This is a genomic window from Nitrospirota bacterium (assembly GCA_016219645.1).
Lineage (GTDB): Bacteria > Nitrospirota > Nitrospiria > Nitrospirales > Nitrospiraceae > Palsa-1315.
This window is the reverse complement of sequence record JACRLR010000004.1, coordinates 40,503-63,215: the sequence shown is the minus strand read 5'-3', so window position 1 is coordinate 63,215 and position 22,713 is coordinate 40,503. Positions and strand designations below refer to the sequence as shown.

Below are 22,713 nucleotides of genomic sequence, written 5' to 3'. Positions count from 1 at the left end.
TGAGGCGGGAGGTAGTTGCGGCTAACTGCATTGTTTCATTGAAGCGCTTTCCCGGTCATCCTGGCAAAGGGACAGCTCGAAGGAACCTTCGCATCTCCCAGACCGATGGGTGGGGCTCCTGCAATTCCGGATGCTCCAAGTCGATTTGAATATCATAGAGAGGGGCATCACCAATTCCGACTTGAGTCACCTGATACCAGCAATCGTACTTTTGCCCCCAGCGGTCCAGATACCGCAGCCTGATATAGCCATGGCCCATAAGTGTTGTGCGAATTGGAGCGTCCGGGCCCAATACGATGGATGCCACGTGCTTCTGACCTTTTGGACCCCGAGGATAGATTTTCTTGACGGAGAAATTCCCTTCCCACCCGCCCATATGCAGAAGACAATCGTATGCCACACCCCCGCCCAGATTCTGAAGCTCAGGATAAACTGTGAGAACATTCCCTGAACTCATCGTTGCCATGTTTGTCACCCGAAGATCCGGCTGAGCCGCGCGGAACTCCTTCTTCGTTCGACTCACAAATACATACAAATAGAACGAAGCAATGGCCACGACAATGAGAAAAGAGACCAGGCCAAGTATTAACCACCAATCCATGCCGACCGGTATATATCAGATCTTGTGCTGAAGCTGAACTGGCGAGAGGGATCGTCTCTAACAAGTATCGCGTACCATCTGGGATCACCCTGTTGGGTTCTTCCTCCGCATCTCAGACGGCTCCAACCAGACAAGTAGTTGAAATTGCGGCATTCATTCAAGGCGTCAGTCTTGCTTTCCTCTTCACGCGGCGCATAGGGCGATGGCGGGCAAACAGGCCAAGGGGGGATTAGGCATGGACAAACAGATGACCGCAGGCGAGCGCTATGAACATGGGCTTGTGCTTAAGCGAGTGCAGATGTTCCATCAAGCGATCGACGACTTCCGAAAAGCTTCCGTCGATCCTCACTATACCGGAAAAGCGCAAGTCCAGATCGCCCTCTGTTTGAGTGCCGCCGGTCGCCCAGAGGAAGCAGTCATGGCCTTCCGGCAAGGGTTGGCGACACGCACGTTCTCACCCGAAGAAGAACGCCACATCCTCTATCACATGGGCCAGACATTGGAATCGTTAGGCCGCTACGAGGAATGTCTCAAGATCTATGCCTGGATCAAGAAAGAGGACCCGGGGTTCGGCGACCTGGAGGAACGGATGAAACATCTAAGGGCAGGTGGCAGCGGGCCAGTTCCATCGGCTCAGGGTTCGTGGCAGACCTGGATCGATGAGGTATGCACACGTGGCCGACAGTTGAAGCCGCAGATGGTTGCTGTCCTGGAACAGGCAGGCCAGTGGCTAAGCCGGAAGGCAGACGGTTTGATGAGCCGGCGCGTCTTCGAAACACAGAGCGCCGACGCTCTCGACACAGCAAGCGAACAGCCATCTCAGGCCTTCAGGCAGAAGCCACAGAGTCACCCGGCACCGCGGGATCGCAGGGTCGAGAGTCGGCGGCATCCCCGAGTGCCGGTCCGTCTGCGCAACCATTTTTCCTCAAGGGGTCGAACGGTGGCCGGTGAAGGCGAGTTGCGTGACCTCTCACCGTGGGGATGTCGCGTCAGGAGTTCCGTGGCCGTTCTGGTCGGGGCAGACTTGGAATGTTGCATCTTCCCACAGGATGCGGCCAATCCATTCATCATCGACAGCGCCACGGTTCGCTGGACCAGTCCTCAGGAGTTCGGCCTGGTCTTCACGAATATTCGCCCCGGTGTTCAGCGACAAATCTCGCAGCTCTGTAGAACGCAGGCCGCGTGAAGGAACCATTCAGCTCTTTTTGTGCAGCTGAGCAGCGACTTCTTCGTAGATATATCGGCGATGGCCGACAGCCATGAGCCGGATGGTGTGCCCCTTGCGGTCGATGGCATAGACGATCCGAAATCGGCGAACACGGAATTTCCACAGCCCGTCAAGCTCACGGCGCAGTGGCTCGCCACATTCGGGATCAGAGGCAATAGCACGACTCGCTGCCTTGACCGATCGTTTCAAGTCGGGATGGAGGGAACGAATGACCTCGCCCACATGCGGAGGAATGACGGGTCGAAAAGGTGTCACGCAGTACGGCGCTTTTTCACAGGAGTCATCGGCTCACCAAAGATATCCTCGAACGAAAGCCCCTTCTTGCCGGTTCGATAAAACGCCCGGCTCTCTGCGATTTGATTCATCAGAGCAGGATCACTGAGCACATCCAGCGTCTCCTTGAGACGGGCATACTCCTGAACGTTGACTAGCACGGCAGCAGGCCGGCCGTTCTTCGTAACCACAACCTCCTCCTCACGCTCATCTACCGCGGCGACCAATTCAGGCAACCGGGTCTTTACTTCTGATAGCGGCAATGTTTTAGCCATGACCTGCCTCTCGAATCGATATGACCATAATTCTGGTCATCAGAATATCCCAGGGGATAATTGGCCGTCAACCAGGCAGGATAATCAGCTGCCGCGGGGGTGGGGCTCAGCCGCTCCCGCACCTCCCGGAGCGACCCGTTCGGGCCTGTCGCGGCGGAACCCTTCTCGAATTCCTTCAGGCGCGCACGCCTTCAGTCAGTTCCAGCTTTCCTTCTTCGCGCACATTATTCATGCGGGCTTCTACTGCAACTGCGGATACGCAGCTGCGACAAGCCAGCATGCCCACAAGCCACATGCTGGCGGGCGGGCTCGCCCCTCCTGACCTCGACGTACTGCTTCGAGTACGCCTCGGTCTCTCGAAGCTCCACGCGCCCGTCTCGCTCGGCGTCTCCACAGTTTCGTCACGACCCCCCATGAATAATGGGCGCTGGCCACGCCTCGACGGGTCCCCGCTCCTCCGGTGACATCCGCTCCGAGCCCCACCCCCACGCTCCGAGATATGTAGAATGACTCCGTTGTTTCTCCCCGAACCGATCATTTCTCGAAGCTGAACGAACGTTCTCATGATGGCAATATTGACTTGGATGGCGCGCTCGCTATGCAGCACGCTCGAAAGCATCGCCACCCCTTGTTCTGTAAAGGCGTAGGGGCGGTATTTTCTGCGTTGCCACGGCCTGTCTTTAAGGTCACAAATTGTGACCTTAAAGCGGTTGCTTCCTTCTCTGTCAGTTGGAACATGAAATCAGCAGGAAAGCGGGAGACGTTTCTCCTTACTGCCTGGTTGAGCGTTTTGGCAGGGACGCCATAGAGCGCTGCCAGATCTGTATCCAACATCACGGGCTGTCCACGGATCAGCAGAATGGTTCGTTCAACCTGTTTGCTCAGTATTGGCACGGCCATGTCCGTTCTCTTCCTGATAGAAAGGTCCTCCTGTGCGCCACAGAACCTCGTTGTCTCTGTTGTCACAAGTCAATGAGCAAAAAGTTGAAATGGAAGTATTTACGGGGAGGTAAGGGTGGGGGCTCGTCTAGCCCTTGAAGGGTAGGCTGGTCGATCCTCAACTGCGCGCGTCGAACGAGCACATTCCTATCGTGCGCGTTCCGCGAGCAGGAGGACGACCAGGCTGCCCTTCCCATCCTTCTGAGAGCGCGCAATGCACGGCACCGGGGACAAACCAGACCAGCTGATCATATCTATCTGCCGACGTTGTACGGGAGGAATATCCGGTGGTTAAGACAAGGCAGTTACTTGGGAAAGCCTGATGTTTGAACTGATTGCCGCCCTATTCCACTTCGACTGTGATGGTATGGCTGGCCGCCACAGTATCGTGGTCCTTGGTGGCGCCTTTCACAGTGATCTGGTGAGTCCCCTTGCTCAGGCCCTTCAGTGTTCCAGAGAAACCCTTCTGATATTCATCGTCCACGTAGACATGGACATGCGTCGGGTCGGAACCTTTGGCCAGCTCGTACTTCAAATCAAAACTGTCACTGACCTTATCCCCATCCTTGGGAGAGGTAATGACCACCTTCGGCGCATGTTTTACTGGCGGGGTGACCGGTTTATCCTCTGCAAAGACTGAGGCTCCACTGAGACAAGCAGCTAACACAATCCCTAACCCCATGAACCAGATACGCCCCATCGTCTGCATCGCGACCTCCTTCTTTGGGCCGACTAGGCCGATACTCCACACTACCATCCACTGCGGAATGTTTTCTCGTCAAATCTGATTGCCCATTGCAATGGAGGAAGCATAGAGCCCACCAGAGCCTCCTTATCTTAGAGGCTCTGGTGGCCCTGAAGATAACTGACGGTGGTCCTATTGCACGTCGACCGTGATGCTGTGGGTGGCAGTGACGGGATCATGGTCCTTGGTGGCGCCGGTCACAGTGACTTTGTGCGTCCCCTTGCTCAGATTTTTCACTGTTCCAGCAAAACCCTTCTGATACTCATCGTCCACATAGGCATGGACATGCGTCGCTTGGGAGCCCTTGGTTAAGTCGTACTTCAGCTCGAACGTGTCGCTGACCTTGTCCCCGTCCTTGGGAGACGTAATCATCAACTTCGATCCATCCTCCACCGGCGCCTTTGCCGGCTTATCTCCAGCGAATACCGGCGCCACGCTGAGAGCGGTAGTGAGTGCAATCCCTAAACCCATGAACCAAATACGTCCCATCATCTCCTTGACCTCCTTGTTTGAACGAACTGAATGGACCGTGCTACTACCATCCCCTACGGGATATCTTCCTGGCTGAATACTAGCCGTTCTCCGTAGAGAAGTTCGTAATATTCTACTTTTCATGATTGCCCCAGTCAATCCGCCTCAACAGCACCGAGCGAGAAATTTCCCATCTCTATACCTATATCTAGCGAGGCGGCTGGCGCGCTCCCCATTGCGCACTTCGAGCGACCCTAATCTCTCTAGGGCTGGGGGCTGATTGGTCTTCCAGTGCGCGCGTCCATTTGTATTCCCTGCTCCATGTCAATACAAGCCAAGCAAGGGCGTGAGGAGCTTTCGACTGCGGCCGTCGAGCGAGGCCCTTCTGAGGGCGCGCGCTCCGGGAGCAAAGAAAGCTCCTCACGCCCTTGCGACGTTCCTTCTTCGACCGCGCGTTGCGCGAGCACAGAAGATCATCAGGTCCCATCCCCTCCTTCCCTGTCTTGCCACGTAATATGGTATTGTAAAAAAAGCAGGAGCTCGACGATGGCCATTCAGGCACAGTTTCCCGACGAGCAGAACATCGAGGGTTGCTTCATCAGGCAACCGGATGCCTTTACAAGCTGGGTAACTGCGAACGGCAGTTCCGGCTACCAGGCGGAGAGAGGGCGGTACCACCTCTATGTCTCCTGGGCCTGCCCCTGGGCCCATCGGACGATCATTGTGCGGAAACTCAAGAAGCTCGAGGACGTCATCGGCATGACGGTCGTGGATCCGATCCGCGACGAGCGGGGCTGGGCCTTCCGCGAAGGACCTGGCCATTCGCTCGATCCCGTCAACGGATTCCAGTTCCTCAGCCAGGCCTACAAGGCTACCAATCCGAACTATCGGGGACGATTCACCGTTCCCGTCTTGTGGGACCGGGTGACAAAACGAATCGTCACGAATTCCGACGATGACCTCATGCGCATGTTCAACGGGGAATTTAATCGCTTCACCGAAAGCACGATCGATCTCTATCAGGACGGAATCAGGAAAGAAATCGACGACCTCAATACCTTCATCTACGAAAACGTGAACGACGGAGTCTATCGCGCAGGATTCGCCACATCACAGCAGGCCTATGAACGGGCCGTGCGGCGCCTCTTCGAAGCGCTCGATCAACTCGAAGCCCGACTGGCCCGCCAACGTTATCTTTTCGGCTCACAATTCGTCGAAACCGATTGGCGCTTGTTCGTGACCCTTGTGCGCTTCGACGTCGTCTACCACGGCCATTTCAAGTGCAACCTCCGGCGAATCATCGACTACCCGAACCTCTTCGGCTATCTCAAGGACCTCTACCAGACGGACGGCATCGCCGAGACCGTGAACTTCGACCACATCAAACGGCACTACTACATCACCCACGACGACATCAATCCGACTCGTATCGTCCCCCTTGGTCCCGAGCAGGATCTCACCGCTCCCCACAGTCGCCAACTCTTGCGATAACGGTCTGTCCGGTCCATTCGGTTTGTCTGGTCTATCTGGATAAACCCGTTCAACCAAACAGACCAACTACACAAGAGGAAGAAGCTCATCTGTTGTTTGGATCAACGAATTCTGTACGATTCCGTTCAAGCTTCAAGGCTTTGGCAGGCTAGTGTGAGCTTCATCCTGTGGAGAGGCATCAATCTTCAACAGATGTGAGGCCCATACGATGGTCGTCCCCTGTATGAAGACAGACGTAAGAGTAATAAAGAACACCAGGTGGAAGATCGTGTCGGCCTGCTTGACCCCGGCCAGTAAGGGAAACGTGGCTAGGATGATCGGCACGGACCCACGGAGTCCCGCCCAAGCGACAAGAGTCTGCTCCCGAAACGGCATCGACGAAAAAGCCAGCGACAGGTGGACAGCCGCAGGGCGGGCGACGATGATCAGGAAGAGAGAAACCAGGATGCCCACCCAGGCGACCGGCACGAGCCTGGCCGGGAATACCTGTAGACCCAGCATTAAAAACATGGTGACCTGCATCAGCCAGGCCAGACCGTCGTGGAAACGCAAGACATTCTGCTGATGAACAAACGGCTTTCGCTGCATGCTGAGCCCGGCCAGGTACACGGCAAGAAACCCACTCCCGTGCAGGAACGTGGTCAGGCCGTATGTCATAAGCACCAGCGCCACCGACAGCACCAGATAGATGCCCTCCACCCGCAAGTCGAGCGCATTGAACGCCCGTCTCATGATCTCCCCCATCGCGATGCCCACCACCGTGCCGACAACCATCTCCACCACAAAGAACGCAACAAGCTCTCCGAAGGACGTTGAGGGTTCCATCAACAGTCGAATCAGCGCGATCGTCAGCATCACCGCCATCGGATCGTTGCTACCGGACTCAAATTCGAGCAATTGAGTCAATCGCTTGGGGAGATTGGCGTTCCGCGACCTGAGCATCATGAAGATGGCTGCGGCATCGGTAGACGACACAATTGCACCGAGCAAGAGGCCCTCCAGGAACGAGAACCCCTGGACCCAGGAGACAAACACCCCGACCAGCAGCCCGGTGAGTAGAACCGCGATCGTCGAGAGAGACAACCCCCTCCATAAGATCGGACGCACCCCCGCCCATTCCGTTTCCAATCCTCCCGCAAACAGAATCAAGACGAGAGCAGTGATGCCCATCGATTGCACTAGATACGGATTGTCAAACTCGATGCCGCCGGGACCGTCGGATCCAGCCAACATGCCGATGGCAATGAACAAGACCAGCGAGGGGACGCCAAACCGAATCGAGAACTTGATCGTCAAAACGCTGAGAATGACCAGGGCGGAGAGGATGATGAAGATCCACTCAAGGGACATCGGCATAGTGTCATTGGCTATTGAGGTTGTTCAGAGCTAGTCGATGCGGTCTATAGCACAGGCGACCAAATCACGCTAGCCAGAAGATGCGACGACGAACTGTTGCCTTGTCTCATGGAAATGATGTGCTACCTACACTTGCGTGGCTGATACGTTCGTGGTAGAGTGCGATGTGATCGCGTAAGACCTTCCGTGCTCGGAGGCTGCAGTCCTCCAGCAGACACGAAATCTGACGCGATCTTTTTTTTGCCCGCACGCAGCCGTCCTGCATCTCTCGAGCATTCCGCCGAAGGCGTAACCATCCATCGCTCGAATTGCCAGCCTGACATCGGCACGGCGGTAGCTTTTATAATTTAAAGAGGTGAATCGTTGTTTCAAGAATTACAGTCAACAGTCCGAACATTCCTCCGCAATACCGCAGGAAGCGTCTATCACATAGTCGTTGTGGCGCTGAGTGCGGGCATTGCGCTCTTGCTCCCGGCAGGCGCGAAACAGTTTTTATCGTTCTGGTCGCGGGTCGAACATGACACGCTCTCGCTCATCGCCGTGGAGGTGACGGTGGCGATCCTCCTGATCGTCTGCCTCAATTACTTCCATCGCAGCATGCGGGACCGGGCCCTCGCCAATGTGGCGACCGGCGCCGGCCTCGTCTCGTTCTTTCCGCGCCGCACGCGTGGAGCACAACGGCACATCAAGCAACTCAAGGAAGAGCAGGGCACAGGCCGAACCATCTCGATCATCGGGTCAAGCGGCCACAGCACCTTTGTAGATCAAGTGGGAGGTCTGTCGTCAGTCCTCGACAAGTGCCTGGGAGCCAGAATCATGCTGGTCAACCCCTACAGCCAGGAAGCGAGCGCACGCATACAGGCGATCAACCATCCCGAGTTCACGCTGGATACATTTCGGGAAGAAGTTCGGCAAAGCATCCAACTCCTCAAGCGGCTGAAGGTTATGGGGAAGGCCGTCAAGCTCAAGCTCTACTCGGATTCTCCGTTGATGAAATTGGTGATCCTCGGAGACTACCTCTGGCTCCAGCATTACCATGCCGATCTGGATGTCCAGACCATGCCTGAGTATGTCCTCCGGCACAACAACAAGGACCACGGCCTCTATACCCTCTATGCCCACTACTTCGTGCAGCGATGGGAGAGCGGCGGGATTCCGGAATATGATCTCGACACGGACGAGCTGGTGTACCGAAGTAAAACCGGCAACGAGATCCGGAGAGAGCGGTTTGAGATCGAGGCGGCGTTCGAAGAAGTCGGAGACTTGCTGGAGCCGCTTGAACTCATCGCTGAACCGGCTCAACTCGGCTGACCCAATCAGCCTGACACAAGACCAGCACGTCCGGGGCAAGCCCAGTTGGTCCGGCAGACCTTTTCAGCAGCCTGTTACAGGTCAATTCATTTTTCTGGAAAGTCTGTCCCCCATGTCCATCCAGTGGTTCCCGGGCCACATGAATACGGCGCGCAAAGAAGCGGCCAAGACGATGGAGGTCATTGATGTCATCGTTGAAGTGTTGGATGCACGCATTCCGAACTCCAGCTGCAATCCGCTGATCGAAGAGCTGCGCCAGACACGCCAACGTCCGAGCCTAAAAATCCTCAACAAATCTGATCTCGCAGATCCTGCCGTCACTCAGGCTTGGCTCGACCTCTTTAACCGTCGACCGGGGGTCAGTGCCGTCGCCCTTTCTTGTCAACATGCGGGCGATGCCGCCAAGATACCCCGGTTCTGTCAGCCGCTCGCCCCCCATCGCAACAGCAGTGCAAAGCCGCTGCGCATGCTGATTATGGGAGTCCCTAACGTCGGTAAATCGACCCTGATGAACATGCTCCTCAAACGCCACGTCGCTCGCGTGGGCGACGAACCAGCCGTAACCAAAGTCCAACAACGTCACAAACTGAACGACCGCATGGCCATTACCGACTCGCCCGGACTGTTGTGGGGCACCATCAAAGATCCTCACGTAGGTCTCCTGCTCGCCACGATCAACGCGGTGGGCCATACGGCCGTCGATGACGAAGCGGTCGCAGAATTTCTCGCCGCCATCCTGCTTGCGCGCTATCCGGCCAGGCTCACGGCCCGTTACGGTTTTGCGGTGGAGGGGCTGACGAGCACGGAGGTGATCGACGCCATCGGCAAGAAACGCGGCTGCCTACTGACCAGAAGCGGCGGAGGGATAGACCGGGATAAAGCAGCGAGGATACTCTTGTCGGACTACCGCAGCGGCACACTCGGCCGCACCAGCTTGGAGACACCGGATAGACGGGCAGAAGAGCAGGGCGACATGGACAGCTTCTCAGGTACACCTCTCTAACCAGACAAACCAGAGTCCGGCACTTCCTCACCATCAAGCTCTGACGAAGTCGATGTACCCTCGTTCGACGTCCGTGCTCACGAGCTCCACTCGCACGCTGTCTCCGACATCGAGGCCGCTCGCGCCCATCGCCAATCTACCTTCGACCGGTGGCTCGAGGAGGCGGACCCATGTGCCGCGGTCCGACGCCCCGGTCACGATGGCGTCGAACCGCTGCCCGATCCGCGATTCGAGTAAAAGGGCGGCGGCGGATTTGCGAAGCCGCCGTTCGACCTTCTCCGCATCATTTTCTCTCTCGGTGCAGTGGCCGGCCAGATACTTCAGTTCTTCCGGCCTGTACGGCATCGGCGCACCGGCCAGCGCCGCCTTGATCAGTCTCTGGGTAATGAGATCGGGAAAGCGCCGGTTGGGAGCCGTGGAATGGGTATACCCCTTCACCGCGAGCCCAAAATGTTCGGGCGCGCCATCCTTCGACTGATCAAGCACATATTCGCCTCTGCCGATGAGCTTGACGATGGCTAGAGATACATCGGGAAATCTGAGTGGGTCTGCCTGCTGCCGTGTGACAAGGAACGCTTCAAGCGCAGTGGCGTCAGGCTCCGGGGGTAACTGCCCACCCCACCGCGCTGCCACTTCGATAATCCGCTGCCAGCGTTCGGGAGAGCGCAGGATGCGGCGGAAAGAGGGTACACCCTTTTCTTTCAGATAGGACACCGTCGCCTGATTCGCTGCGATCATAAAATCTTCGATCAGTTCCTTGGCGCGATTCTTCTGCTCCACCCTGAGACCGGTTAGCACCTCACCCTCAAATACAGCTCGTGGCTCAATGGTTTCAAGACTCAGCGCCCCCTGCTCATGCCGTCGTGCCTTGAGCTGCTGTGCGACCCGGCTTTGGAGACGGAGCTGCCCATCGAGACCGGAGACAGCCTCGATCCGTTCAGACGCCGGCGCCTCCCCAGCCAGCCACGCAGCGACGCTGTTATAGGCGAGTTTCGCATGGTTGCGGACCAAGGCCCGAAAGAGGGTCGAGCTGAGGACCGATCCATCTTCCGCCACCACCATCTCCACGACGATCGCCAGACGATCTTGCCCTTCGCCGAGAGAGGTCAGATCGGTCGACAGCTTTTCCGGCAGCATGGGAAAGATGTCGCCGGCCGTATAGACCGACGTCGTATTGTGTTTGGCATGAGAGTCCAGGGCTGACTCCTTCGTGACCAGTGCGTCTACGTCGGCGATTGCGACCAGGACCTTCACAGACCGATCAGGGCGTGGTTCAGCCACGGTGAGTTGGTCGAGGTCTCGGGAATCGTCGTTGTCGATCGAGGCCCACAGGAGACCTGTCAGGTCACGGATGTCTGAGTGCCGGTCGGTGGTCACTGCCTCTATATGAGCAAGCTCAGCCATCGCAGCAGCAGAAAAATCCGGCAAGAGGCCGCGTTCGATCATGGCTCGCCGAGCAATGCTCTTAAGGTCTGCACGATGATGTTTCATTTCGCCCCCAATCTTGAGTGAGTCATCAGTTCGTCTACGCCAGAAGGTCGGACGGAGGGGCATAGTCCCGATTGCGTTCTGAATGTGTTCCAGTTATATGATAGGGGCTCAGCGTGGTCCCACGCTACGGCTGTCTCCATAAACATAACCGGTGAATCACTCTATGCCCGCTCAACCTATGCGTAACAACCCAGCCATTACATACCTTCGATGGGCTATCGCCGTTCCCGCCGGTCTCTTGGCCTGGTTCGGAGCAAACCAGACCATTGAAATGGCATTCGGCTTAATCCATGGCTACGAAGTGCTCGATGCTTTTTGGCAAGCGCCCGATATGGATGGAATGCTGATTACAGGCACATACATTATCGCGATCACCAGAATCGTAGCCGCTGCTTCTCTTGTGGCTATGACGATCTACGTCGTCCCACAGTATCACAAACAGGTGGCGACCATTACGACAGCGCTTGTATCAGCCGCAGCAGTAGCGCTCCTGGGTTTCATATGGTTTGAAGCGTTCAAGGCTGACGCAGTCATAGGTCCGGAAGGCTGGTACAGATACATCTTGGACGCACTGAGCATTATCCTCGGCGCACTATTCGGCGCCTGGATGGCCTATGGAAGCCGGAGAAAACGAGCTCGTACGTCGTAGCGCTACATCCTAAGGTCACCCTCGCTCCCGTCCACGTTCACACGCCCTCTCCACACAGGGGTGCCCTGATTGGTCCCCCCCCTGTGTGCCTCGAACGATATAATTGCTCCCTCCAAGCTTGCTCGTTATCTCTCAGGGTTGGGGGCTGATTGGTCTTCCACTGCGCGCATCGAGGGAGCACATTCTGATCGTGCGCCCTCTGCGAGCAAGAAGGGCACCTGGCCACTCCCTCTCCTCACCAGCCTAATCCCCACCGGTGCCCGTTTTTTTCCAGCAGCGCATCCGCTTCGCTGGGTCCCCAGGTGCCGGCAGTGTAGAAATGGAGAGATTTCTCCCCGGTCAATAGTGGAGCATAGAGGCGCCATGCCGTCTCGGTGAAATCCGCGCTGACGAAGAGAGTTTGATCTCCCACCATCACGTCACGGAGCAGCGTCTGGTAGGCTTCGGGAATCTGGCCAAAAGCTTTTCCATAGTCGAACTGCAGCGCATGGTCGCTCAAGCGAAAGGGCCTCCCTGGGCTCTTGACGGAGAAACAGAGCGAAAATCCCTCGTTGGGCTGGAGCATGATCAACAACTGATTGGGTGAAATACTGCCAGGCTCAAGGGATCGAAACACTTGGGTGGGCGCCTCGCGAAAGGTTACCGCAATCTGGGTGACTTTGCGCGGGAAGCGCTTGCCGGTCCTGAGATAGAAAGGAATCCCCTTCCATCGCCAGTTGTGAATTTCTGCTTTCAGAGCAACATAGGTCTCTGTCGTCGAATCACTCGGAACCCCTGGTTCCTCACGATAGCCGGGAATCCTCTGACCGGCGATCTCCCAGGATGTGTATTGCCCGAAGACGACGTCATGGCGAATGATTGGAGCAATGGAATGGAGGACTTTCAGTCTTTCACCCTGAATCGAAGCGGCATCGAAGGACACCGGCACTTCCATCGCCACGACCGTCATGAGCTGGGTCAGATGGTTCTGAACCATGTCGCGGAATGCCCCGGCCTGGTCGTAGTATGCCCCGCGATGTTCCATGCCGAGATCTTCGGCAACAGTAATCTGCACGTTCTCGACGATGTTGCGATTCCAAAGCGATTCAAAGATCGGATTCGCGAAGCGAAACGCCAGGAGGTTCTGCACCGTCTCTTTGCCGAGGTAATGATCGATACGGTAGATCTGGGATTCCTCGATATATTGATGCAGGGTCGTGTTGAGGCGCCTGGCAGAGTGAAAATCGTGGCCAAAGGGCTTTTCGAATACGACACGGACCCAGCCGTGGCTCTTGAGCAGCCCCACCTGATCCAGCCTCTCCATGACGATGGGCACAACGTCCGGTGGTAACGCCAGATAGAACACTCGATTCTCCGGCATATTGTGCGCTTGCTCCAACCGTCGGATGCACATAGCCAATGCCCCATAGTCCTGCACTCCCCCTTCATGCAAGGTCTGGTAGTGAAGACTCTCTTCGCACCAAACGCGCAGCTCCGACTCATTAGGCCAACCAGCTTGCCGCAGACCTTCGATGGCCCAGCGCCGGAATTCCTCTTCGCCCATCTCGGGTTTGGCGGCGCCGACGATCAGCGTGTTGCGGTTTTGCAGGACCCCCTGATCGCGCAGATGGTACAAGGCGGGAAGAAGCTTCCGGCGCGTCAGATCGCCGGTTGCACCGATGATGGCGAAGATGTGGGGCTCAACCTGATGTTCCGACATGTGCGAAATCCTCCGGGTGCACGGTCAACAGTCCCTTGTAGGGCGCTGAAACAATCCACCTGTCTGTGAAGACTGCTATTGGGTCTATTCGGCCTGTCTGGTCTATCTCGTGTGTGTGGTTGGACCGGATTCGGCGGATAACCAGAGAAACCGGATAGACCAGATAGACCGAACAGACCCGATCAGCCATACCCAGTGGTTTCACCGCGCTCTCCCGGATGAGCGCGGCAACCACGCTGTACTGACCAATCTGTCCTGTCGGTCAATCGCCGGTTGCAACGATCGTTGGAGACTTCGGAGGGGCAACTCGGCCTTCTATCCACTGATAGAGCACCGGCAGGACCACAAGAGTCAGGAACGTCGAACTGACGAGTCCACCGATCACCACGACTGCCAGAGGCCGTTGGACCTCCGATCCAATCCCCTGAGAAAGGGCGAGCGGCACAAGTCCCAGCAACGCGACCAGCGCCGTCATCAAGACGGGCCGGAGGCGCATCACACAACCGGTCAGCACCGCCTCCCGAACATCCTTTCCCTCCTGCTGGCGAAGCGAATTCATATAGGATACCAGCACGATGCCGTTCAAGACAGCTACGCCGAACAGATTGATGAATCCGACTGAGGCCGGCACGCTCAGATACTCCCCTGTAATCCATAACGCGACGATTCCGCCGATGAGCGCAAAGGGGAGATTGAGAATGATCAATGCCGCCTGCCTCAGCGAGGAAAACGACGAGAACAGGAGCACGAAAATCACGGCGATGGTGATCGGAACGATGATCTTGATGCGGGCCATCGCCCGTTGCATATTTTCGAACGATCCACCCCAGACGACATGGTATCCCTCCGGGAGTCGGACCTCTCGGGCCATCCGCTCCTGCGCCTCAGCGACAATACCCCCGATATCCCGTCCATGGGTATTGAAGCTGACCGGCAGGTACCGCTGGAGATTCTCGCGGTTGATCCGTCCTGGTCCTTCGTGCATCCGGATGGTACCGAGATCGCCGAGTGGGATGAAGGCCCCATTGCGGTCCGACAGTCGAATGTTCCCGATCGTCTCGATACTGTTCCGATATTGTTCCGGAAACCGCAGGATCAAATTGAATCGCCGATTCTCCTCGTACACCCTGGTTGCGGCTTCTCCTCCGACCGCGGTCGCGATGATTTCGCGTATATCCGCCACGTTGATGCCGTGTCGCGCGATCTTACCCCGATCGATATCGATCGTGATATAGGGCTGGCCGAAGAGCTGCTCGACTTTGAGATCCTTCACACCTCGAATCGTGCGGAGAATGCCGGCGATCTGATCCCCCGTCCGACGCAGCTCGTCCAAATCATGTCCGACCAGTTTGACCGTCACCTCGGCGCGCACCCCGGAAATCAATTCGTCCACCCGCTGCTGGATCGGCTGGCTGATCAGAAAGTTGGCGCCGGGCACCCGTGCCAGCCGTTCACGCACTCGCTCTTTCAGGCCCGCCATTGTGGTGGCCGTCGTCCAGGTGTCGATCGGAGTCAACATCGCGACCGAATCGCTCTCGTTCGGTTCTTGCGGATCATTCGCCAATTCCGTGCGTCCGATTTTGGACACCATCATCTGCACTTCGGGAAACTCCATGACCGCCTGTTGCACCTCTTTTTCAATCTTGATCGATTGCCCCAAAGAAATGCTCGGCAACCGGATCGTGAGGGGGGCCATGGTGCCTTCATTCAGAATGGGGACAAACTCCGTCCCTAAATATGGAAAGAGTGCGAGACTCCCTACCAGCATGAGCGCCGTCGTGGTCAGTACGATGCTCCGATGTCCTAAGGCCCAGCGCAGCAGAGGAATGTAGGCGCGCTTGGCCCATCGGAGCACCAAGGGATCCGGGTCGTTGTGGCCTGCCCGCAGAGACAAGTAACACAAGACCGGCGACAGGGTGATCGAGAGGATGAGCGACACCATGAGGGCGATCATGATGGTATAGGCCATCGGCTTGAACATTTTGCCTTCCATGCCTTCGAAAGAGAGAATCGGCATAAAGACGATGATGATGATCAAAATGCCGAAGACCACGGGGCGGGCGACTTCCCGACCGGCATTGAGGATGATGGACTTCCTGGGCAAGCCCTGGTGGCGGGGGTCGGACAGATGCCGGTGGACATTTTCCACCACCACCACGGACGCGTCGACCATCATGCCAATGGCGATGGCCAGGCCGCCCAGAGACATTAGATTGGCCGTGAGACCGAACTGATCCATCACGAAGAACGTCACGAGCGGCGTCAGGATGAGTGTCGCCGCCACGATCAAGGCGCTCCTCGTATCGCCCAGGAACAGGAACAGCACAACCACCACCAGGAGAATTCCCTCACCCAGCGCCTTATAGACGGTCTTCAAGGCGGCCGAGATCAGTTCGATACGATCGTAAAACGGCACGATCTTCCAACCTGCCGGCAGCATACCCTTGTCCCGTATCTCGTCGAGCTTGGCCTTGATGCCCTCCACGACGTCGCGGGCGTTTCCGCCGCGCAGCATCAGCACGATCCCTGCTACCACCTCGCGTTGACCGTTCAGGACGACCGCCCCATGACGAATGGCATGGCCGATCTGAACTTGGGCGACGTCATGAATGTGCACCGGAGTGCCTCCCACTTCCTTCACGACGATGTCCTCGATGTCGCTCAGTTTCTTGATCAGTCCCACGCCGCGGACAATATACTTTTCAGCATGGGTCTCCAGGATGTTGCCTGCGGCATTCGCATTGTTGTTTGACACGGCAACGAACACGTCGTGCAGAGAGATGTCGTACTTGTGCAACAGCCCCGGTTCGACGAGCACCTGGTACTGTTTGACATACCCGCCTTGGGCGTTGACGTCGATCACGCCAGGCACAGCCTTCAGAAACGGCCGGATGACCCAGTCCTGGACGGTCCGCTGCTCGATCAATTCGTGTTCCGCAGCAGCAGCGTCCAGCCCGGCATGCGGAGGGCCTTCCAGATAGTACTGATACACCTCTCCCAGTCCGGTGCTGTTCGGCGCCATGCTCGGTTCAGACCCTGGCGGTAAGTTCTCCTGCACCTCGATCAACCGTTCGAGCACGAGTTGGCGGGCCAGGTTGATGTTCATGGTATCGTCGAACACCACCGTCATTAACGACAGTCCGACTTTGGTGAGCGAGCGTAGTTCCGTCAGATGCGGAACCCCGGTGAGTTGCTGTTCGATGGGAAAGGTCACCAGCCGCTCGACTTCCTCCGGGGACAAGCCAGGCGCTTTGGTGACCACTTGGACGAGCACGCTGGTCACATCGGGAAAGGCGTCGATCGGAATGGTGCGGAAGGCATAGGCCCCCAGAAGAGTGAGAAACCCGGCCAATGTAAGGATCAAGACGCGACGGCGGAGAGAAAACTCAAGAAGTTTGTCGACCATGCTCAGTCTTTAGGCTTCAACAGCTCGGATTTCAAGATAAAGGCTCCTTCCCGGACGACCGTTTCTCCTTCCTTCACCCCTTCGAGAACCTCGGCGAGGGTCTCGTTCTTGTTACCCACTCTGATCGTCCTTGCTTCAAAAACCCCAGGTTCCTTCTGCACAAACACGAAGGTGTGATCCCGATCGCGTTGGACTGCTGTCTCTGGAACGACCAGGGCATCTTCTGGCTCGGACAAGACGCGGATTGTGGCGAACATCTCCGGCTTCAGACGACCGGTGGGATTCGCCACGGTCAGGCGCACGGCCATGGTCCGCGTCGCTGTGTCAAGGACATCGCCGACATAGGTGACGGTCCCCTGAAATACTTCGTCAGGATACGCAGGCACATGGATCTCGACCGGCTCATTGGGAGAGACGGTCGCACGGTGCAAGTAGGAGATATCCTTTTCCGCCACATTCCCGACCACCCACACCGTGGAGAGATCGGCAACCACGAACAGTTTAATGGTGGTATCGACGAGTTCACCTTTCGTGAGATCACGCGCGATCACCCGGCCGGCAAAGGGCGCCACAATGGGGATTTGCGAGCGGATCTTCTGGGTCTGCTCCAAGGTCCGAATCTCCTTGTCCTCCATGCCCAGCAACCGGAGTCCTTCGTGCGCCTCCTGAGCCTCGGCACGGACACTGATCATCTCTCCTTCTCGCCTCTGCAACTCGGCCTGACCGATGACTTTCTCCTGGTACAAATACTGCGCCCGTTGAAAGGCCTGTTCCGCGACATGCCGTCGCGCGCGGGCCTTTAGATACGCGGACTGGGCGAGCCCAAGATCACTGCTATGGAGCACCGCCAGCAGTTGCTTGGGCAAGACTGCCTGTCCCAAATCGGCATGGACCTCCGCCACCCGCCCACGGACGAGAGTCGTAATATTCGCCAATGCGTTTTCGTTTGGCCGCACAACGCCGGGAAAGTCACGATAGGTGCGAAAAGCTGTTCGGCTGACCCGCTCCATCGACACACCAGACTTGGTAATCGCTTCCAGCGGAAGACGAACAAGATGGACATTGTCCGACGAATGTTTCTGCCCGTTTCCTTCTGCCGGGGCAGGCGCGCGGTCGCAACCCATGGGTGATATCAACAGCAGCAGGCCGAAGAATCCCCTGCACAGCAGGCCTAGACAACTTCGCCGGTGCGCGCATTGGTCGAGACTTTGGCTAGGAGTGGTCATCAGCTTCCTTTGCAACTAGAGTGGACCGCCCAGGGCTCGTTCAAATCGCGTGAGCGCCAGAGAGAGTTCGAAACGAGCCTGATTGTAATCCACGGTGATCTGGCGTTGGACCCGTTGGGCATCGAGAACATCCAGGAGGCTGGAAGCGCCCTGACGGAAACTCAACTGGGCAATGCGAAGTGTTTCTTGCGCTTGCTTCAACAGACCTTCCTCGTAGACGAGGATCTGTTCCTGCGCCGTTTCCGCTTCGCGCGCATGTTGATTCAGTTCGCGGCTCAGGTCATTCCTGGCTCGAATCAGCTCCGCTTCTTCTTTCCGCTGAGTACCGAGTGCCGTCGCGATATGCCCCTGCTGTCGATACCATACAGGCGTCGGCAGACTCAGGCCCCCCAACACTGCCTCGCGGCCTATTTCTCTGGCAAACCCGCCCCACAGAGTTACGGTCGGTACACGGGCCTGCCGCTCCTTCGAGACGCTGAACTCAGCCTGCTCCACCAACTTCCCATGGCGCTGGAGAATGGGATGTTGTGAGAAATCCCTCGCCGCCATCTGCTCCGGATCCAGACGGTCACGGAGTGACCGGAAATCTCCTTGCACCTTGTATCGAGCCCCCAAGCCTCCTGCTGTCAAGGTGTCCAAGCCGACGAGTTTCACGCGCACGGCATTCTTGGCTTTTGTCAAATCCTGCTTGGCTTTGAGCACTTCCACTTCCGCCTTTATCACTTCGAATTGCGCTCCCTCACCGGACCGGACGCGGGCTTTGACAATACGCGAAACATCCTGAACGGTCTCCAAGTTCTGTTGAAGAAGGTCTACGGTCCGTTCCGCCACGAGGAGTTCGTAGAATGCCGTCTTCACCGCCGCAATGAGATTGAGCTTGGATTCTTCGAGGCCAACCGTCGCACTGGCCAGACCAGCGGCCGCTGCCTCCTGACGGGCGGCCCGCATGCCCGGGTATTCCACCGGCTGATACACGGTGATGTTATGCTCGATCCTATTGTCCCCGTTGGCGGGGTCACGAATTAATCCGTTCGCCGTCTGATAGGCGACCGTGGGGTTGAGAAACGCGCCTGCCTGGGTCCGCAAACCTTCGCTCTGTAGTATTACACTCTGAGCGCCCGCGATCAGCGGGTTCCGTTCCAATGCCAAGTCGATGATGCGGTCGAGTTCAAACGTGGGCATCGGTTCTTTCGCCTGAACGAGAGACGGTAGCAACGCCCCACCCGTTCCCGCCACCATTACGGTCATCACCGCTATGACCCAGTTTAAAAATCGCGCCGGCATATGCTGCCTCCTTCGGAGTCACGATGTGATCGTCCGATCGAGATCGAAAACGAAACAAACCATCGAGGTTGCGCTAGCTCAGTGGGGTCGGGGGATGTAAGAGTCGGGAAACCAGTAGGACAGGAGAAGAAATCTTGGTCATCCAGGCATGCAAACGGCTTGATCGACAATCCGGCACACTCACTCTAGAAGCGACATACTCGTCCGGCGTTTCTTGTGGCGAATCGCCCTCGGATTCGGTCGCCGCCCCGGTGTCACTGAATCCGCAAGCTTGTTCATGCCCCATTCCATCCGTTGACCCACATGTGCTCTCGACAGCCCACCCGATCTGTTCAACCGGGAACACACTGCACAACAGCAGCGTGAGGACCAGGACCGAAAAACATGAACGGATCATTGCCACACGATGTCCCATCAATTCGACGAGGCTGCCGATAAGTTCATTGACATGTTCTGAGCAGCCCCCATGACAGTTGTGGCATCGTCGAAACAGTCACCGTCATAGTACCCTTCTCTCAGCACTCGTTACAAGAAAAACTGTTAACCCTGTAGATAGCACATCATCTGTCCGGTTTTTGTAGCACGTGATCTGTCCGGTTTAGGGTGGCCCCTCAAGGAGGGCCACTATGACACGGGCGACCGTCCTACAGGCGGTGCGACAGATGCGGTTTGAGGAGCTGTACGCGCGGCGAGAACGGCGGGCGATCACGATGGCGGAGGCGGGCGAGATGCTGGGCGTGACGGAGCGGACCTTTCGCCGGTGGAGTAGCCGGTATGAGGCGGAGGGGGCCGAGGGGGTGCAGGATCGACGGATCGGCCGTGCGTCGGCCCGGGCGGTGCCCGTCGATGACGTGGTGGCGATGCTGACGCTGTACGAGACCCGCTATCCCGGCTGGACCGTCAAACACTTCCACGAGCGCTGGCAGAGCGACCATGGCGGGACGCGGTCCTATGGCTGGACCAAGAAGACCCTGCAGGCTGCGGGGCAGGTGGTGCGGGCGCCCCGACGCGGCGCCCATCGGAAGAAGCGGCCGCGGAAACCCTGGCCGGGCATGATGCTCCACCAAGACGGCTCGCCCCATGAGTGGGGGCCGGGCGGTCGGTGGGATCTGATCGTGACGCTGGATGATGCGACGAACCACATCTATTCCGCCTTCTTTGTCGAGGAAGAAGGGACCCTGAGCAGTTTGCGTGGCCTGCGTGAGGTCATCGAGACCCAGGGGCTCTTCAGTTCGCTCTATACGGACCGGGGGTCCCACTACTGGTACACCGAGGCGGCCGGGGGCCGAGTGGACAAGACCCGGCTGACGCAAGTACACCGCGCCTTACAGCAATTAGGGATCACGCTCATTCCCGCCTATTCGCCGGAAGCGCGGGGCCGGTCGGAGCGGGCCTTCCGCACCCTGCAAGATCGGCTGCCGAAAGAATTGGCGCTGGCGGGGATTACCGAGATGGCGGCGGCCAACCGGTATCTGACCGAGCAGTTCCTGCCCCAGCATAACGCGCGGTTTATGGTGCGGGCGACGGAACCCGGCACGGCCTTCATCCCGTGGGTCGGCCCACACCTGGCCGAGATCCTGTGTGTCCAGGAGGAGCGGGGCGTAGCCAACGACAACACCGTGCGGTATCAGGGCCTGAGCTTGCAGATCCCCCAGGATCCCCCTCGGTTCCATTATGTGAAGGTCACCGTGCGGGTCCACGCGTATCCGGATGGCACCCTCGCCGTGTTTCATGGTCCCCGGTGCTTGGCCCGCTACCACGCAGATGGCCGGCTGATCGAGCCCGAGGTCGAGGCCCACCGCCGAAAAACCCTGGCCCCTCGGTCGAGCGCCCGGCCGATCGTTGATCCTAGGGCCACGGCGCGCGACACGATGTCAGCGCAACGCTAAACACTCGAGGAGAAGAACCGGACAGATCATGGGCTACATACACCGGACAAGTTAACTTGCTATCTACAGAAAAACTGTTAACCCGCATTATTCATGATAGTTTGTCGCGAAATCGCAGAACCGCGTCGCGAGATCGGTACTGGCTCTGTCATCTTCAGCGGGCTATTCTTCAAAGTAGCTTCCCTCCAGTCGCCCGTTTGACGATCATCAACCTCGCGACAGTCCGAAGGGAAGGCTCAGGGGGCCCATTACCATGGCTGAAAGCGGGCCGGGACAAGAGGGACTGCTGAGGTATCGCGAATTGCACAGCTCGACCATCTGCGGCGGTTGAGCTCCGTTTCTCTATTCGCCATCCTCAGCTTCTCGCGAAGTCGGAGGTGTGGCCTTCGAGACATCCACACCCGCTGATTTCATCTGCTCTATCAGTTGCCGATTGTTCTGGTGTAGTTGGAACAATTCGTTCGAGAGCCGGTCGTTCCCTACTGTGAGGCTGTGAATTTCAGCCTCCAGCTGTTCCCGCACATTTTTCGTCTGGCCCACGATCACGCGTTTTATACGATCGGCGTCTCGCCCCACACCCTTCTGTCGTTGCTCCAGCTCTTCCTTTACACTCAGCATGCTGGATGCGAGCGTCTCTTGAGTGGAAGACAATTTGGCCATCGCCCGTTGAAGTTGAGCCATCCCCTGTTGTTGCAATTGAATGGTTTCCAGGGCTTTAGTCTGAATCCCCGAGAGCCTTACTAGTTGCTGATCGAACCTGGCAACTTCTGCCAGCGAGGCACCCGGAGGAACTTCTGTTTGTGCCGTTGTTTGTGTGATTGGAGGAGGCGTACGAGAAGGCATCACCCCGCCGGTGAACCGGTCGGCAATCAGGACGACCAACGCGACCGCTAGCAGGACTTGCGTGAATGCAATGGCCCACATCCCTGACCTGGCGAAGTTGACTGCAGGCGGAGTCCTGCCGTCGGCCATGCCGACCAGTGCCAAACGCGCACGACGCCAAGGGCTCGGGGCAGGAATAAACAATGCGCTGACCGAGCCGCCCTGTGCGTAATTCTGCACTCGAATCTCAATGGTGTCTCTCCTCAGAGGGATTCGGCTGATCTTGAATCCGTACTCGGAAGCAAAAAGTCCACCGAGCAGCACTCCGTCTTCCGACCGAAGCTCGATCGTGTCGATGCGCACATGGCTCTGTAGTTGTAGGCTCGCCTCAGCTCCTGCTCCGTCAAGCAGTCCGACACGCCGCTCGTTGACAAAAACATGAATCGGGTCCGATACGCTGCACGCAGAGCGGTGGGTACTGACGGTCAACGCCTTGAGGAGACAGGCCCGATATTCCGCCAGCTCTTGTTCATGTTCCATACGCCCTCCTCTGG

The 22,713-nt window shown here is 57.5% G+C and carries 18 protein-coding genes and 1 pseudogene; 6 read left to right on the top strand and 13 right to left on the bottom strand.

Annotated features, from left to right (window positions below):
* Positions 1-55 precede the first annotated feature (55 nt).
* A complete protein-coding gene (locus HZB34_00330) occupies positions 56-601 on the bottom strand; it encodes a hypothetical protein (protein MBI5314398.1) in 546 nt (181 codons plus the stop codon).
* Positions 602-836: 235 nt separating this feature from the next.
* Here HZB34_00330 and HZB34_00325 point away from each other — a divergent pair, with 235 nt between their 5' ends.
* On the top strand, positions 837-1,787 hold the full coding sequence (locus tag HZB34_00325) for a PilZ domain-containing protein (protein MBI5314397.1): 951 nt from the start codon (positions 837-839) through the stop codon (positions 1,785-1,787).
* A gap of 9 nt (positions 1,788-1,796) precedes the next feature.
* On the opposite strand, the gene HZB34_00320 is transcribed toward HZB34_00325, so the two are convergent.
* From HZB34_00320 to HZB34_00300, 5 genes and pseudogenes are all read right to left on the bottom strand, one after another.
* Positions 1,797-2,084, bottom strand: coding sequence for a type II toxin-antitoxin system RelE/ParE family toxin (locus HZB34_00320; protein ID MBI5314396.1), 288 nt, complete (start codon positions 2,082-2,084; stop codon positions 1,797-1,799).
* Positions 2,081-2,377, bottom strand: a complete 297-nt coding sequence (locus HZB34_00315; protein ID MBI5314395.1) for a type II toxin-antitoxin system Phd/YefM family antitoxin — start codon at positions 2,375-2,377, stop codon at positions 2,081-2,083. The genes HZB34_00320 and HZB34_00315 overlap by 4 nt, the downstream gene beginning before the upstream one ends.
* Before the next feature lie 175 nt (positions 2,378-2,552).
* Positions 2,553-3,211: pseudogene (locus HZB34_00310) on the bottom strand (ORF6N domain-containing protein).
* A gap of 448 nt (positions 3,212-3,659) precedes the next feature.
* Positions 3,660-4,025, bottom strand: a complete 366-nt coding sequence (locus tag HZB34_00305) for a hypothetical protein (GenBank protein ID MBI5314394.1) — start codon at positions 4,023-4,025, stop codon at positions 3,660-3,662.
* A gap of 168 nt (positions 4,026-4,193) precedes the next feature.
* Positions 4,194-4,553, bottom strand: coding sequence for a hypothetical protein (locus tag HZB34_00300; protein MBI5314393.1), 360 nt, complete (start codon positions 4,551-4,553; stop codon positions 4,194-4,196).
* A 525-nt stretch (positions 4,554-5,078) separates the two neighbouring features.
* Between HZB34_00300 and HZB34_00295 the strand changes: the two genes are divergently transcribed.
* Positions 5,079-6,023, top strand: coding sequence for a glutathione S-transferase family protein (locus HZB34_00295; GenBank protein MBI5314392.1), 945 nt, complete (start codon positions 5,079-5,081; stop codon positions 6,021-6,023).
* A 132-nt stretch (positions 6,024-6,155) separates the two neighbouring features.
* Here HZB34_00295 and HZB34_00290 read toward each other — a convergent pair whose 3' ends face one another.
* A complete protein-coding gene (locus HZB34_00290; protein MBI5314391.1) occupies positions 6,156-7,379 on the bottom strand; it encodes a potassium/proton antiporter in 1,224 nt (407 codons plus the stop codon).
* 363 nt (positions 7,380-7,742) lie between these two features.
* Here HZB34_00290 and HZB34_00285 point away from each other — a divergent pair, with 363 nt between their 5' ends.
* Positions 7,743-8,690 (top strand): hypothetical protein, encoded by a 948-nt coding sequence (locus tag HZB34_00285; protein MBI5314390.1) that lies wholly within the window; start codon positions 7,743-7,745, stop codon positions 8,688-8,690.
* 112 nt (positions 8,691-8,802) lie between these two features.
* Complete coding sequence (gene ylqF / locus HZB34_00280; GenBank protein MBI5314389.1) at positions 8,803-9,693, top strand: ribosome biogenesis GTPase YlqF; 891 nt, start codon at positions 8,803-8,805, stop codon at positions 9,691-9,693.
* A gap of 33 nt (positions 9,694-9,726) precedes the next feature.
* On the opposite strand, the gene HZB34_00275 is transcribed toward ylqF, so the two are convergent.
* The gene (locus tag HZB34_00275) at positions 9,727-11,184 is read right to left on the bottom strand and encodes an RNB domain-containing ribonuclease (GenBank protein MBI5314388.1); all 1,458 of its coding nucleotides are present in this window, start codon (positions 11,182-11,184) and stop codon (positions 9,727-9,729) included.
* A 163-nt stretch (positions 11,185-11,347) separates the two neighbouring features.
* Here HZB34_00275 and HZB34_00270 point away from each other — a divergent pair, with 163 nt between their 5' ends.
* On the top strand, positions 11,348-11,833 hold the full coding sequence (locus tag HZB34_00270) for a hypothetical protein (protein MBI5314387.1): 486 nt from the start codon (positions 11,348-11,350) through the stop codon (positions 11,831-11,833).
* Between the two features lie 235 nt (positions 11,834-12,068).
* On the opposite strand, the gene zwf is transcribed toward HZB34_00270, so the two are convergent.
* The 4 genes from zwf to HZB34_00250 all read right to left on the bottom strand — a co-directional run bounded on the left by zwf (position 12,069) and on the right by HZB34_00250 (position 19,448).
* Positions 12,069-13,532 carry a glucose-6-phosphate dehydrogenase gene (zwf, locus tag HZB34_00265; protein MBI5314386.1) on the bottom strand — a complete coding sequence of 488 codons (1,464 nt, stop codon included), beginning with the start codon at positions 13,530-13,532 and terminating at the stop codon, positions 12,069-12,071.
* A 262-nt stretch (positions 13,533-13,794) separates the two neighbouring features.
* Positions 13,795-16,938, bottom strand: a complete 3,144-nt coding sequence (locus tag HZB34_00260; GenBank protein MBI5314385.1) for an efflux RND transporter permease subunit — start codon at positions 16,936-16,938, stop codon at positions 13,795-13,797.
* A 2-nt stretch (positions 16,939-16,940) separates the two neighbouring features.
* A complete protein-coding gene (locus HZB34_00255; GenBank protein MBI5314384.1) occupies positions 16,941-18,164 on the bottom strand; it encodes an efflux RND transporter periplasmic adaptor subunit in 1,224 nt (407 codons plus the stop codon).
* Positions 18,165-18,179: 15 nt separating this feature from the next.
* The gene (locus tag HZB34_00250; GenBank protein ID MBI5314383.1) at positions 18,180-19,448 is read right to left on the bottom strand and encodes a TolC family protein; all 1,269 of its coding nucleotides are present in this window, start codon (positions 19,446-19,448) and stop codon (positions 18,180-18,182) included.
* 626 nt (positions 19,449-20,074) lie between these two features.
* On the opposite strand from HZB34_00250, the gene HZB34_00245 reads away from it, so the two are divergent.
* Positions 20,075-21,337 carry an ISNCY family transposase gene (locus HZB34_00245; protein MBI5314382.1) on the top strand — a complete coding sequence of 421 codons (1,263 nt, stop codon included), beginning with the start codon at positions 20,075-20,077 and terminating at the stop codon, positions 21,335-21,337.
* A gap of 342 nt (positions 21,338-21,679) precedes the next feature.
* Here the strand turns inward: HZB34_00245 and HZB34_00240 are convergent, their stop codons facing one another.
* Positions 21,680-22,699 (bottom strand): hypothetical protein, encoded by a 1,020-nt coding sequence (locus HZB34_00240; protein MBI5314381.1) that lies wholly within the window; start codon positions 22,697-22,699, stop codon positions 21,680-21,682.
* Positions 22,700-22,713: the final 14 nt, after the last annotated feature.